Here is a 13,742-nt window from a genome sequence, read left to right on the forward strand (position 1 = left end):
CTCCATTTTCTTCAAGATTCTGGACGAAAGGTTTTAACAATGACTACTTCAACTCAAAAAATTTCCGACGCCGGAGTTTCCCTCTGGTTCGATGACCTCTCCCGCGAACGCATTACCACTGGTAACTTGCAGGAGCTGATTGATACCAAGAACGTTGTGGGAATTACCACTAACCCCACCATCTTTGCCGGCGCGCTCTCTAACGGTGAGTCCTACGCTGAGCAGGTTAAAGAACTGGCGGCTGCTGATACTTCCCTGGAAGACGCAGTTTTCACCATCATGGCGGACGACGTACAGAAGGCATGCGATGTCTTCGCACCCATCTACAACTCCACCCAGGGTCGTGATGGTCGGGTGTCCCTAGAAGTTGATCCCGGTTTGGCTCGCGATAGCGATGGCACTGCTGAGATGGCAAAGTCTCTGGCGGAAAAGGTCAACCGTGAGAACCTGATGATTAAGATTCCCGCCACAGAGCAGGGTCTGGAGCCTATCGCTAAAACGTTGGCTGAGGGTATCTCGGTGAACGTCACCCTTATCTTCTCTCTCGAGCGCTACCGCGCCGTCATGAATGCATACATGATCGGTCTGGAAAAGGCATTGGAGAACGGTAAGAACCTTTCAAAGATTCATTCGGTAGCTTCCTTCTTTATCTCCCGCGTTGATTCTGAGATCGATGCTCAGCTCGATGCCATTGGTACCGAAGAAGCGAAAGCTCTCAAGGGTAAAGCAGGTTTGGCGAACGCTCGCCTGGCATACCAAGCATTTGAAGAGACCTTCTCTTCCGAGCGCTGGGAACGTCTGGCAGCCGCAGGCGCCAACGTGCAGCGTCCGCTGTGGGCATCTACCGGCACCAAGGACCCTGCATATCCTGCAGATCTCTACGTCAGCCAGTTGGTTGCACCCAACACCGTCAACACCGTTCCTGCGAAGACCCTTGACTACTTCGCTGAACACGGTGAAGTCGTAGGAGATACCATCTCAGGTACGTACGACGAGTCCAATAAGGTACTCAACGACATCGAAGCTCAGGGTGTTTCCTACAACGATGTTGTCAAAAAGCTTGAAGACGAAGGTATCGAAAAGTTTGACGCTTCCTGGGCTGAACTTCTTGAAACCGTCAAGAAAGCTTTGGTCTCTGCATAATATGGGTCACCTATTCAAGAGTTAAGCTGAGAAAAATTTACGGTCTTAGCGATTGAGTGAAATAATGAGGGCGGTGCCCGCAATGTGCGGGCACCGCCACAATATTAGGTAAAAGTTAAGGACAGAACTCTGTGTCTATGACTCATGTATCAAACCCTCTGAGAGATCCCAGGGATCGCAGGCTCACCCGTGTTGCTGGGCCCAGTAGCCTGGTATTTTTTGGAGTAACCGGTGATCTCGCGCGGAAGAAACTGCTTCCGGCAGTATATGACATGGTGAACCGTGGACTTTTGCCTCCTAGCTTTGGACTGGTTGGATTCGGACGACGTGAATGGTCCCACGACCAATTCAAGGATTTTGTGCGTGAATCAGTGGAAGCTCATTCGCGCACCACGTTCCGTGAAGACGTATGGAATCAGTTCGCCACCGGAATACGTTTTGTTCAAGGTGCCTTTGACGATGATGATTCATTTATCCGGCTGAATGAAACTCTTGAAGAACTCAAGGAATCCCGGGGCACTCAAGGTAATCACGCGTTTTATCTCTCAATTCCGCCCAAGGATTTTGAGAGCGTTCTGCAGATGCTGGCTAAACATGAATTAGCGCAGCAGAAAGACGGCAAGGGCTGGCGTCGTGTCATTATCGAGAAGCCCTTTGGCCACGATCTAGAGTCTGCACGCGACCTCAACAAAATTGTTGAGGATGTTTTCCCTTCGGATGCTATTTTCCGCATCGACCATTATCTGGGTAAAGAGACTGTTCAAAATATTTTGGCCATGCGTTTTGCCAATCAAATCTTTGAGCCTCTATGGAATTCAAACCATATCGATCATGTGCAGATTACGATGGCTGAGCCTTTCGGTATTGGCTCGCGTGCTGGTTATTACGATGGAGTAGGTGCAGCCCGCGATGTCATCCAGAACCACCTTCTGCAACTCTTAGCACTGACTGCTATGGAAGAACCTATTTCTTTCAAGGCTCATCATTTGAGAACCGAGAAAGAAAAAGTACTTGAAGCGGTCACGCTCCCTGAGAATCTGTCGAACTCCTTTGCGATTGGGCAGTACACCTCTGGTTACCAGGGTGGTGAAGTGGTCAATGGTTTCTTTGATGAAAAAGATATTCCTTCTACCTCCCGCACTGAAACGTTTGCCGCGATCAAGGTCAATATCAATACGCGCCGTTGGAACGGCGTTCCCTTTTACCTGCGCACCGGAAAGCGGTTAGGGCGTCGCGTTACTGAAATCGCACTGGTCTTGAAAAAATCGCCCAATCTGCTATTCAACAATTCTAATGACGCCGGTCAGAACGCTATCGTGATTCGAGTTCAGCCAGATGAGGGTCTAAATATTCGTTTCTCATCCAAGGTTCCCGGAACCCAGATGGCGATTCGTGATGTGAACATGGACTTCGTCTATGGTCATAGCTTCACCGAAGAGCTCCCTGAAGCATACGAACGGTTGATTTTGGACGTTCTCCTGGGCGAACCGCCGCTTTTCCCCCGCCAGGAGGAAGTGGAACTTTCCTGGAAAATTCTTGATCCTTTTGAGAAATATTGGGCTCAGCACAATATCAAGCCCGATGAGTATGCCCCGGGCTCGTGGGGACCTGAATCCGCAAATACCCTATTAGCTCGCGATAATCGCGTTTGGAGACGCCCGTGATCAGCATCCTTGAAAACACAGATACCATCAAAATTGAAAAAGAAATTTCTCGGTTGCGGGATGAAACGGGAAATACGATTTCCGGTCGTGTTCTGACGCTGGTTATGCTTGCCGAATCGGGGCATTCTCGGCTGGCGATGGAAGCTGCGCAGGCGGCATCGCACGAACATCCCTGCCGGATTATTATCCATATTGCAAAAGATCGCGATGCCGAAAACCGGTTGGATGCGCAGATTGAAGTAGGTGGTGAAGCGGGTGCTTCTGAGCTCATTGTTCTGCGCGGTTGGGGTCGGGCAGCGGAACCTACCGAATCTTTGATTTCTGGTCTGTTGTTGCCCGATTCGCCCATTGTGGCGTGGTGGCCCCACTCGGTTCCTGAAGCTCCTGCTGAAACTTCCATTGGTCGAATTGCCCAGCGTCGTATTACTGATTCTGCTCGTGCTTATGATCCAATGACCGTTTTGAGCCAGCTCTCCAAAACCTATCAAGACGGCGATACTGACCTTGCGTGGATTAGGTTGACACTGTGGCGTATACAATTAGCGGCTATACTCGACCAAATCCCCTACTCTCCCACTCAGAAAGTTACCGTTTCTGGGTCTTCTAAATCTCCATCGGTGGTCTTGCTCGGCGCGTGGCTTGGTTACAAGCTTGAAGCAGAGGTTCACCTTTCCACGACCAATCTTGAACGCGGTTTGTACAGGGTGGAGCTCGAACGTGAAGACGGCAAGATTGTCATCGACCGCCCCGATTGGAATATCGCAAAGCTTTCCTATCCCGGTGCTCCCGACCAGCAGATAGCGCTACCGGTTCGTACTCTTGCCGAATGTTTGGCAGAGGAACTGCGGCGTCTGGATCCCGATGAAGTCTACGGTGAAGTGCTAACCAAGGCGCTTCACTCTGGGAACATCGTCGTTGATTTGAACAATAACGAGGACGTCACTGAAGGCGTCAACTGTACGGAGGTTTTCGATGCCTAAACCACGCTTTATTTCTTTTCCTGACCAAAAAACTTTGGCAGATGAACTTGCCGCTCATTTTCTCAGCGCCCTACAGCAGGACCTCTCAGATAATGAGCTAGTACATGTTTCTCTCACCGGGGGAACTATGGGTTCCAAGATCCTGGAAACAGCGGGTGAATTGCGTGCACTCAAAGATATCGATTGGTCCCGCGTACACTTCTGGTGGTCCGACGAGCGGTTTGTACCCACCGGTCACGAAGACCGAAATTCCCAGCAGGCTGCTGATGCGCTCCTCGCATCACTGGATATTCCCGCGGAAAATCTGCATGTGATAGGCGCATCTGACCAGTTCGACACTGCAGAAAAAGCTGCAGAAGCTTACCGGCAGGAACTGAAGAAATTTGCTCCTACGGGCGCAGAATACCCTACGTTTGGTCTTTCTTTGTTGGGTATGGGCCCTGACGGACACATCGCATCGCTCTTTCCCCATCGCCCAGAGATTCATGAAGAAAAGGCAATCACCCTAGCGGTTCATGATTCACCCAAACCCCCACCCCATCGAGTAACGCTGACTCGACCCGTTATCTGCAATTCCCAGCAGATTTGGTTCATGGTATCGGGAGAAGACAAGAACGCCCCATTGACGCGTGTCATGCAAGCTTCATCAGTCAAGGACGAAGAGCTCTCAGCAGATATCCTCACCGAAACTCCCGCCGCCGGAGCTAGAGGACTTGAGAAAACAATTATTTGGGCGGATGCTGCAGCACAGGGCAATCTAAAGTTCTCAGCAGAAGCTAGATAAAGACCTGAGGTTGCAGTCAAAAGTGGCTCCCACCGTTTGGTGGGAGCCACTTTTTATTAAAACTAAGAGATATTAAACCAATGCCGTCTCAAACCGAAGCATAAGACCGTAAGCAATAATCGAAATAACCCAAATCAGGATTACCGTTACCGTCAACCGAACCAGGTTCTTTGAGGCGGATCCTGAAGAGTTCAAGGAAGTGGTCATGCCGCCACCGAACATATCTGAAAGACCGCCACCCTTACCGCGGTTGAGTAGAACCAAAAGAACGGTAATAACGCTCGAAATAGCGATAATCACCATCAGAGTGACTTTGAGAATCTCCACGAGAGCCTTTCACAAGTAGTAAACGATTGCCCGCTCCTACTCTTAAGTAGTCAGGGCAGATAAAACTATACGCCAGATTGAAAGCAAATGCAGTCGATGGGCACTATTGAAACTCAAACAATACCTGCAGAAGAGGTCGGTGAACAAGCCAGAGCGTTATTCACCGACCCTTATATTAAGCGACTTTACTTATGCGTCGAAACGCGCAATGTTAGCGAATTCAGAAGCGTCCAAAGAAGCTCCGCCAACGAGTACGCCGTCGACGTCGTTCTCGCCCATAATTTCAGGAGCGGATGCAGCCTTAACCGAACCACCGTAGAGAATGCGAACCTTTTCGGCTACATCAGCTGAGTAAAGCTTTTCAATTTCAGCACGGATAGCTGCAGACATTTCCTGAGCATCTGCTGAAGTTGCTACTTTGCCGGTACCAATCGCCCAAACAGGCTCGTAAGCTACCACGAGAGTCTCAGCCTGCTCGGCTGAAAGACCATCCAAAGAACCGCGAAGCTGCTCAAGAGTGAACTCTACGTGCTTGTTCTCTTCACGGGTTTCCAGACCTTCGCCCACGCACAAAACAGGAACGAGGTCATTGCGGTAAGCTGCCTGTACCTTCGCTGCACATACAGCATCGGACTCACCATGAATGGTCCGGCGCTCAGAGTGACCTACCAAAACGTACTTGGCACCCAATTTGTTCAGGAATTCACCGGAGATATCGCCGGTGTAAGCACCGGAGTCCTGATCGGAGAGATCCTGTCCGCCGTAAGCAAGTTTGAGCTTATCGCCCTCGACGAGAGTCTGTACCGAGCGAATGTCAGTAAAAGGAGGGAAGACCACAACTTCTGCCTTGTCAAAGTCAAAGTTGGTGTCGTCCAAAGTCCAAGCCAGTTTCTGTACCAAGGTCACTGCCTGAGCGTGATCAAGGTTCATCTTCCAGTTGCCAGCAATAAAGGGAGTACGTGACATGTTGTTTTCCTTATCTCGGCTCTCGCCGTAGTGTTCTTTACTCCATTGTATAAAAACTGCTAAGCCTTCATAGTGATATGGCGGGTCGCCCTCCAGGGCAACCCGCCATATTCAAGAGCTTTAGGCTCCTAATGCGTCCAAACCAGGAAGGGTCTTACCCTCAATGTATTCGAGGGAAGCACCGCCGCCGGTTGAGATATGACCAAACTGATCGTCGGTGTAACCAAGCTTGCGAACAGCGGCTGCTGAATCGCCTCCACCAATGATGGAGAAAGCATCTGAATGCACGATAGCTTCAGCGACTGCCTTGGTACCGTGAGCAGTGTTTTCAAACTCCGCTACGCCTACAGGACCATTCCAGAAGATAGTCTTTGCAGACTTAATTTTCTCTGCAAAGAGCTTACGAGTCTCAGGACCAATATCCAGGCCGTCAGCGTCTGCGCCCAGCTCTCCACCTTCCATATCGTCAATGGGACGGGTTTCGAACTTGGCATCATTGGAGAAGTCATCGCCGCAAACAACATCAACTGCAGTCACCAGTTCGGTGCCCTTTGATTGCGCTTCTTCAATGTAACGCTTCACAGTAGAAATCTGATCCGATTCAAGAATCGACTTACCTACCTTGTAACCCTGCGCAGCAGCGAAGGTGTAACCCATACCGCCGCCAATCAGGATGGTGTCAGCTTTACCAATCAAGTTGTCGATGACCGCAAGCTTATCCGACACCTTAGCGCCACCCATGATTACCACGAACGGACGCTCAGGATTGTTCAGTGTCTTCGCCAAGACATCAACTTCGGTCTTGACCAGGTCGCCCAGGTAAGACGGCAAACGCTTGGCGACATCGTACACCGATGCGTGTTTGCGGTGCACAGCACCAAAAGCATCATCAACATAAGCACCGTTTTCACCGGTGAGCTTTACTAACTCATCTGCGAATTCTCCGCGCTCAGCGTCGTCCTTAGAAGTTTCGCGCGCATCGAAACGAACGTTCTCTAGCACGAGAACTTCGCCGTCCTGCAATGATTCAGCCTTGGACTGAGCGTCCTGACCTACTACATCTTCAGCAATGATGACGCTGAAATCAGCAAGTTCTGACAGGCGGGTAGCCGCAGGAGCAATGCTGAACTGAGGATCAACCTTGCCCTTGGGGCGACCGAGGTGAGCCATAACGATCACCTTAGCGCCAGCCTGAGCGAGCTTAGTAAGAACCGGAAGTGATGCCTTGACGCGGCCATCATCGGTAACGGTGGTGCCATCCAGAGGCACGTTCAAGTCCGAGCGGACCAGAACGTGACGACCAGATACACCCTCAGCAAGAAGATCTTCAACAGATTTTGCCATGGTGTTCAACTCCAATATTGATGAGCTATGAGTGCTTACAGAACAACTCTAAGAGATTAGAGTGCTGAAACAACCTTGTTGGTGAACATTACAAGACGTGAAGTGTAGCCATATTCGTTGTCGTACCAAGCGATAACCTTGACCTGGTTACCAATAACCTTGGTCAGAGGAGCGTCGAATACGGTGGAGATAGCTTCACCTTCGATGTCCTTAGACACGATGGGGTCTTCGTTGTACTTGATGATTCCCTTGAAGTCACCTTCAGCGGCTTCCTTCATTGCAGCGTTGATTTCCTCAGCGGTGACATCCTTCTCGGTCTCGAAAGTGAGGTCGGTGATGGATCCGGTGGGGGTGGGAACGCGAACAGCGAAGCCGTCTAGCTTACCCTTGAGTTCAGGAAGAACCAAGCCAACAGCAGCTGCTGCGCCGGTTGAGGTGGGAACCATGTTAAGAGCTGCTGCGCGTGCGCGGCGAAGATCTGAGTGAGGAGCATCCTGCAAACGCTGATCAGCGGTGTAAGCGTGGATGGTGGTCATGAGCCCCTTCTTGATACCGAACTTGTCGTTCAGAACCTTTGCCATGGGAGCCAGGCAGTTGGTAGTGCAAGAAGCGTTAGAAACGATGTGCATTGACTCTGAATCGTAGTCAGAATCGTTGACGCCCATGACGAAGGTGCCGTCAATGTTCTTGCCGGGTGCAGAAAGGATAACCTTCTTAGCGCCAGCTTCGATGTGAGCCTTTGCCTTCTCACCATCGGTGAAGAAACCGGTGGATTCGAGAACGATGTCAACCCCAAGGTCCTTCCAGGGTAGGTCAGCGGGGTTACGCTCAGCCAGAACCTTGATTTCCTTGCCGTCTACGGAGATACCGTTTTCAGTAACCTCTACTTCACCGTTAAAGCGACCCATGATGGAGTCATACTTCAGCAGGTGAGCAAGAGTCTTAACATCGGTGAGGTCGTTGATAGCAACAATCTCAAAACCTTCGCCGTGTTCCTTTGCTGCGCGAAGGAAGTTACGACCGATGCGTCCAAAACCATTAATAGCTACGCGAGTAGTCACTGTTATCAATCTCCTTAGTATCAGTGAACTGTTATAAGAGAAACGAAGAAATGCTCCTTCAGGAGAATGTTCTCCTCTTCTCTTTCATCCATAATTTTACACTGTTTATGTGAGTTTGGGTGTGAATTTGTGTTTTTTATTGGTAAATACATATTCAAAATGCCTAAAAAGTCCTTAATTGTTGATAAATCACGTTGTTTTGAGTTGTTTTGCGGGGTTGCATGTGCACAATCTGCGTTTGCCCCTTAAAAGCAATAAGGGATGAGCTTTTTTGCTCATCCCTTATTTGAAGGCAATCTTATAGGTAAAAATCCGACCCGTTAGATGTACCGGGTAAACCGTTTTCTTGCGCTCGTTTGTCCGCCATAGCCAAAAGTCTGCGAATCCGCCCAGCAATAGCGTCCTTCGTCATCGGCGGATCAGCCAAACGACCCAACTCATCCAGCGAGGCCTGTTTATGTGCAACCCTCAGTTGTCCAGCATACCGAAGATGCTCAGGTACCCGATCTCCCAAAATTTCAAGTGCTCTTTCGACTCGCGCGCCCGCAGCCACTGCCGCCTGCGCAGACCGGCGCAGGTTGGCATCATCAAAATTTGCGAGGCGGTTCGCAGTCGCTCTCACTTCTTTACGAGCACGCTTCTCCTGCCAATTATTCAGAGTTTCGGTAGCGCCCATTCGTTCCAGAAGTGCGCTAATGGTTTCGCCATCTCGTACAACCACTCGGTCTACGCCGCGCACTTCGCGCGCCTTTGCGATGACATCCAGACGTCGAGCCGCACCCACCAAGGCAAGAGCAGCTTCTGAACCGGGGCACGTAAATTCAAGCGCAGAAGAACGCCCCGGTTCGGTGAGCGAACCGTGCGCTAAGAATGCACCGCGCATGACCGCCTCCGAATCAGCTACCGAACCATTGACCACTGCAGGAGGTAGTCCCCGAACCGGGCGACCCCGTCCGTCCAACAGTCCTGTCTGCCGAGCTAATGCCTCTCCCCCATTATTAACCCGCAAAATATAGCGACCACCGCGGCGCAGACCGCCGCCAGAGACAGAAGTTATCTCGGATTCATGTCCATACAATTCAGCGATGTTGTATTGCAGGCGTAGAGCGGTGGCTTCTATATCCACCTCAGATTCGATTACAATACGACCCGATACCAAGTGCAGACCACTGGTAAAACGCAGAATCGTGGAAACCTCCGCTTTGCGAACCGACGATTTCGTCGTCTCAAAGCGAGCCAATTCTTCTTTAACCGAAGCCGTCAGGGCCATACGGAAGTGCCTCCAATTACCAAGCCGTGCCGAAAGTACACAGCATTTTTGTTGCTATAGCGAGTGTACAGGGAGTTGACTAGGTGCGTTATTTAAATATGCCGTCTAAATAGATCTTGGTACGCCGCTCCCAATCTCAGCGCATCATGAACATTCCGATCCTGAGAGCTTCTCACGGAAACCCACGAAACTTCTGCGCCCATTTGAGCTGCGATTTCTTCAAGCTCGGTGGGCTCGCCCATGCCATCGCTGTCGGCAATGACCGCGTTAAGCCTAAATTCAGGAGCGTAGTTTCGCAAAATTTGTAGATGCTCAGCAGCAGAAAGACCCATTGTTTCTTTGTCTTCCAACTCCAGATTCATGACCAAACAGATTTGGGCAGAAGTCTTTAGCAGAGCCTCCCGGATACCGGGCAACAACAAATGAGGTAAAACCGAGGTATACCACGAGCCTGGTCCCAAAATCACCCAATCGGCATCCAGAATGGACTGAACTGCTTCCGGGCATGCTTCCGCGTCCGCAGGAGTAAGGGTCACATGAGAAACTTCCGTTGCTTGAGCAACATTCACCTGCCCGACAATATGTTCAAGTGTCTCAACGCCTTGAGCATTGAGCGTACGACTCTGCGCCTCAATGACCAACGGGGTGCAAGACATGGGGAGCACTCGACCGCGCGCATGCAAAAGAGCCCCCGCCCAATCAAGACCAGCCACGGTGTTTCCCAGCAATTGCCACAGAGTCACAATCAAGAGATTCCCCAGGGCATGTTGATTCAGAGCGCCTTCGGCATCTGGGGCATCTGAAGTAAACCGGTGCTGCATGACATCTCGCCATGTTCTGCCCCAATTAGAATCGTCGCACAAAGCAGAGAGCGCCATGCGCAAATCTCCCGGAGGAACCACCCCGAATTCTTGGCGGAGCCGACCAGATGAGCCGCCGTCGTCCGCAACCGTAACCACTGCCGTCAAATCTGTAGTGACGTGTTTCAGAGCGGACAAAGAACCATACAGCCCATGCCCACCGCCCAAAGCACAGACGCGCGGTGTGAGATGCGCTGGAACTTCAAATTCAGGGGTGCGCACGATGTCACCGGGTTCAGGACTTGAAGGAGAAATATTCATACTCTTTCCTTATTCCCTACCGATATCACGGTGCTGAATGTTCACGTGGATCTCGGGATTTTCGCTCAGACGCCGAGCGAGCTCTTCGGTCACAGCCACCGAACGATGTTTACCACCGGTGCACCCAATAGCAATAGTTGCATAGTGCTTACCCTCATGCCGGTACCCAGTGATAACGGGCCTGAGAGCCTGCAAATAGTTCTCCACAAACTCCAAAGTACCCGGATTCTGGAAGACGAAATCCCGTACACCGGCATCCTTGCCAGTCAGAGCACGGAGTTCGGGAACCCAGTGAGGATTAGGGATAAAACGCATATCTACCATCATGTTGGCATCCGAAGGTGCGCCATATTTGAATCCAAAACTCATGAGCGTGAGGTTGAGGAGCTTGGGGCCCTTTTGCGAGTACATTTCCCGGATAGTTTTGGCCAATTGATGCACGTTCATATCCGAAGTATCAATCACCGAGTCAGCTGCTTCTTTAAGCTCTGAAAACAGTTTGCGCTCACGCACAATACCATCCAAAACGCGACCCTCGCCCTGCAGAGGATGCGGACGGCGCTGTGCTTCATAACGGGCGATAATATCTTTATCTTTTGCATCCATGAAAAGCATGGAGAACTCAACATCAGATTTACGCAAAGTATCAATTGCCGCGGGCAAGTCATTGAACAGGGCGCGGGACCGAATATCAATACCAACAGCCAGCTTGGGCATAGAATCCGGTGCACAAGTAACCAGATCCGCTAAAGCCTCAAGCATCTGAGGTGGAATGTTATCGACGACGTACCACCCCTCATCTTCTAAGGTGTTCGCGGCGGTACTACGCCCCGCCCCCGAAATACCGGTAATCACCAATATTTCAGGTCGCTTGCGAAAATCGGTCTGCAGGCTTTGCTCCTCAGGCATCGTGAAATACTCCCTCCCCTTTAAAAACTCAACTAATTCTAGGGTAGTCTGCAATAATTTTTTGCGCCATTAAAATACCCAGGAAGCGAAAAACGCTGTTACCTACGATTCCAGTAATTCACCGGTGACAGGGTTGAAACCACCTTCGGGTATTTCACTTGTCTCACCCGTCCCATCCAGCTCAAGCGTTCCAGCAGTAGGATCCGTTTGCGCGTCAAAGTGCTCCAAAATCTTATCTGCCATGGAAGGCCCAACTCCCTTCACTTCTTGAAGCTGCTCGGAAGTTGCTTGCGCAAGCTGTTTGAGCGAACCAAAGTGTTTAATGAGCGCTTCCCGTTTGGCAGGCCCAAGTCCATCGACGCCGTCTAGCGCAGACTTAACCATCGCCTTACCACGCTTAGTGCGATGGAAGGTAATTGCAAAGCGGTGCGCCTCATCACGGATTCGCTGAATTAAGAAGAGGGCATCTGATGAACGCGGCATAATCACCGGGAAGTCATCATCTGCTAGCCATAATTCTTCCAGCCGCTTAGCAATACCGGCCACATGAACATCATGAATTCCTAAATCGTCAAGGGCTTGTTGCGCTGCATTCACCTGGGGCTTACCGCCATCAACCACCACCAAATTCGGTGGATATGCGAACTTTTGCGGTTCTTTTTCTACTGCTTGTTCACCAGAAATCTCCCCCGAATGTGCAGGGTGCCCCGCCCTATTTTTTTGATCTTGTAAGAAGCGTCTGAAACGGCGATGAATAACGTCGTACATGCTGGCGGTATCGTCCCGAGCTGCTTCACCGGTAATCGAGAACTTTCGATAGTCGCTCTTCTTAGGCAGCCCGTCCTCAAAAACAACCATCGAAGCAACCACGTTGGTACCTTGCACATGGGAGATGTCGTAGCACTCAATGCGTAATAACGGCTCTTCTATTTCTAGTGCCTCTTGCAATTCCACCAAAGAGGCAGAGCGCGTGGTCAAATCCCCCGCGCGCCGGGACTTGTGAAGCGTAAGGGACTGCTTGGCGTTTTCTTCCACAGTCTTCATCAACTCATGCTTTTCTCCGCGCTGGGACACCACAATTTCGCATTTCGCCCCGCGGACGCCGGACAGCCATTCTTCCAACTTTTCTTGATTTGAGGGAAGAGTAGGAACGATGATTTGCTTAGGAATATCGTGCTGGTTTTGTTCAATTTCACGGGCGGTACTTCCGGCACTGGCTTGAGCAGCCGTTTCGCCGTAGACCTCCATAATCAACCGTTCTACCATGGCGGCGTCGTCGGTTCCCTCAGATTTTTCTACAATCCAGCCACGTTGCCCGCGAATTCGCCCCTCACGCACAAAGAAAACCTGAATGGCGATTTCTAAATCGTCCTCAGCGAACCCAAACAAGTCGGCGTTGACTGCATCCGAGAGAACTACCGCGTTACGCTCAAATGCTTTGGTGAGCGCTGCAATGTCATCCCGTAAAATGGCTGCTTTTTCAAAATCAAAGTCTGCGGCAGCTGCCTTCATCTGTTCGTTGAGTTCGGCGATAAATTTTTCTGCGCCACCCCCCATGAACCGACATAAATTCTCAGCCAGCTCTCTGTGGTCTTCGGTCGAAATGTTGCCGACGCACGGTGCTGAGCACTTATCGATGTAGCCCAGCAAGCAGGGTCGCCCAGATTTCTCTGCCCGATTAAAGACCCCTGTCGAGCATGTGCGTACCGGGAAAACGCGCAAAAGGGCATCCAGTGTCTCGCGGATAGCCCATGCCTGTGAGTAGGGGCCAAAGTAACGGACACCCTTCTTTTTCTCACCACGCATCACCTGGGCACGGGGATAACGGTCCTTGAGGGTGACTGCAAGGTAGGGATATGACTTATCGTCGCGAAAGGCGATATTGAATCGTGGCTTATATTCCTTGATCCAGGTGTATTCGAGCTGTAAAGATTCCAGCTCGCTGGAGACCACTGTCCATTCCACCGAGGCGCCGGTGTGCACCATTGCGTAGGTCTTGGGAGAAAGAGCATGGACATTCTGAAAATATGAGTTCAGCCTGTTACGCAGGTTCTTAGCTTTACCCACATAAATAACCCTGCCAAATTCGTCACGGAATCGGTAGACGCCAGGAACAGTAGGAATTTCCCCCGGGGCAGGACGGTAAGTTTCAGGTTTAGCCAAGAAAAGTGCT

General features: G+C 50.9%; 12 protein-coding genes. 4 read left to right on the forward strand and 8 right to left on the reverse strand.

The genetic code is table 11. The annotated features are described in order from the left end of the window. Positions 1-39: 39 nt before the first annotated feature. The 4 genes from tal (at position 40) to pgl (ending at position 4,571) form a co-directional block, all read left to right on the forward strand. Complete coding sequence (gene tal / locus IDM48_RS06485) at positions 40-1,143, forward strand: transaldolase (RefSeq protein WP_068168403.1); 1,104 nt, start codon at positions 40-42, stop codon at positions 1,141-1,143. Positions 1,144-1,280: 137 nt separating this feature from the next. Next, positions 1,281-2,807 (forward strand): glucose-6-phosphate dehydrogenase, encoded by a 1,527-nt coding sequence (gene zwf, locus IDM48_RS06490; protein WP_145174554.1) that lies wholly within the window; start codon positions 1,281-1,283, stop codon positions 2,805-2,807. Beyond that, positions 2,804-3,787, forward strand: a complete 984-nt coding sequence (locus IDM48_RS06495; RefSeq protein WP_068168398.1) for a glucose-6-phosphate dehydrogenase assembly protein OpcA — start codon at positions 2,804-2,806, stop codon at positions 3,785-3,787. Before zwf ends, IDM48_RS06495 begins: the two co-directional genes overlap by 4 nt. Next, positions 3,780-4,571, forward strand: coding sequence for a 6-phosphogluconolactonase (gene pgl / locus IDM48_RS06500; RefSeq protein ID WP_190616580.1), 792 nt, complete (start codon positions 3,780-3,782; stop codon positions 4,569-4,571). The genes IDM48_RS06495 and pgl overlap by 8 nt, the downstream gene beginning before the upstream one ends. A gap of 72 nt (positions 4,572-4,643) precedes the next feature. Here the strand turns inward: pgl and secG are convergent, their stop codons facing one another. The 8 genes from secG to uvrC all read right to left on the reverse strand — a co-directional run bounded on the left by secG (position 4,644) and on the right by uvrC (position 13,732). Beyond that, the gene (gene secG / locus IDM48_RS06505; protein ID WP_068168394.1) at positions 4,644-4,898 is read right to left on the reverse strand and encodes a preprotein translocase subunit SecG; all 255 of its coding nucleotides are present in this window, start codon (positions 4,896-4,898) and stop codon (positions 4,644-4,646) included. A 189-nt stretch (positions 4,899-5,087) separates the two neighbouring features. Beyond that, positions 5,088-5,864 (reverse strand): triose-phosphate isomerase, encoded by a 777-nt coding sequence (gene tpiA / locus IDM48_RS06510; protein WP_068168391.1) that lies wholly within the window; start codon positions 5,862-5,864, stop codon positions 5,088-5,090. Between the two features lie 120 nt (positions 5,865-5,984). Then, positions 5,985-7,208 carry a phosphoglycerate kinase gene (locus IDM48_RS06515; RefSeq protein WP_145174545.1) on the reverse strand — a complete coding sequence of 408 codons (1,224 nt, stop codon included), beginning with the start codon at positions 7,206-7,208 and terminating at the stop codon, positions 5,985-5,987. Between the two features lie 56 nt (positions 7,209-7,264). After that, positions 7,265-8,269 carry a type I glyceraldehyde-3-phosphate dehydrogenase gene (gap, locus tag IDM48_RS06520; RefSeq protein ID WP_068172937.1) on the reverse strand — a complete coding sequence of 335 codons (1,005 nt, stop codon included), beginning with the start codon at positions 8,267-8,269 and terminating at the stop codon, positions 7,265-7,267. A 298-nt stretch (positions 8,270-8,567) separates the two neighbouring features. Continuing rightward, positions 8,568-9,539, reverse strand: coding sequence for a DNA-binding protein WhiA (gene whiA / locus IDM48_RS06525; protein ID WP_068172939.1), 972 nt, complete (start codon positions 9,537-9,539; stop codon positions 8,568-8,570). 92 nt (positions 9,540-9,631) lie between these two features. Continuing rightward, positions 9,632-10,660, reverse strand: coding sequence for a gluconeogenesis factor YvcK family protein (locus IDM48_RS06530; RefSeq protein ID WP_190616581.1), 1,029 nt, complete (start codon positions 10,658-10,660; stop codon positions 9,632-9,634). Between the two features lie 9 nt (positions 10,661-10,669). Next, on the reverse strand, positions 10,670-11,569 hold the full coding sequence (gene rapZ / locus IDM48_RS06535; RefSeq protein ID WP_190616583.1) for an RNase adapter RapZ: 900 nt from the start codon (positions 11,567-11,569) through the stop codon (positions 10,670-10,672). A 102-nt stretch (positions 11,570-11,671) separates the two neighbouring features. Beyond that, positions 11,672-13,732, reverse strand: a complete 2,061-nt coding sequence (gene uvrC, locus IDM48_RS06540) for an excinuclease ABC subunit UvrC (RefSeq protein WP_190616585.1) — start codon at positions 13,730-13,732, stop codon at positions 11,672-11,674. Positions 13,733-13,742: the final 10 nt, after the last annotated feature.

The sequence above is a fragment of the Rothia amarae genome (genome assembly GCF_014705945.2).
Classification (GTDB): domain Bacteria; phylum Actinomycetota; class Actinomycetes; order Actinomycetales; family Micrococcaceae; genus Rothia; species Rothia amarae.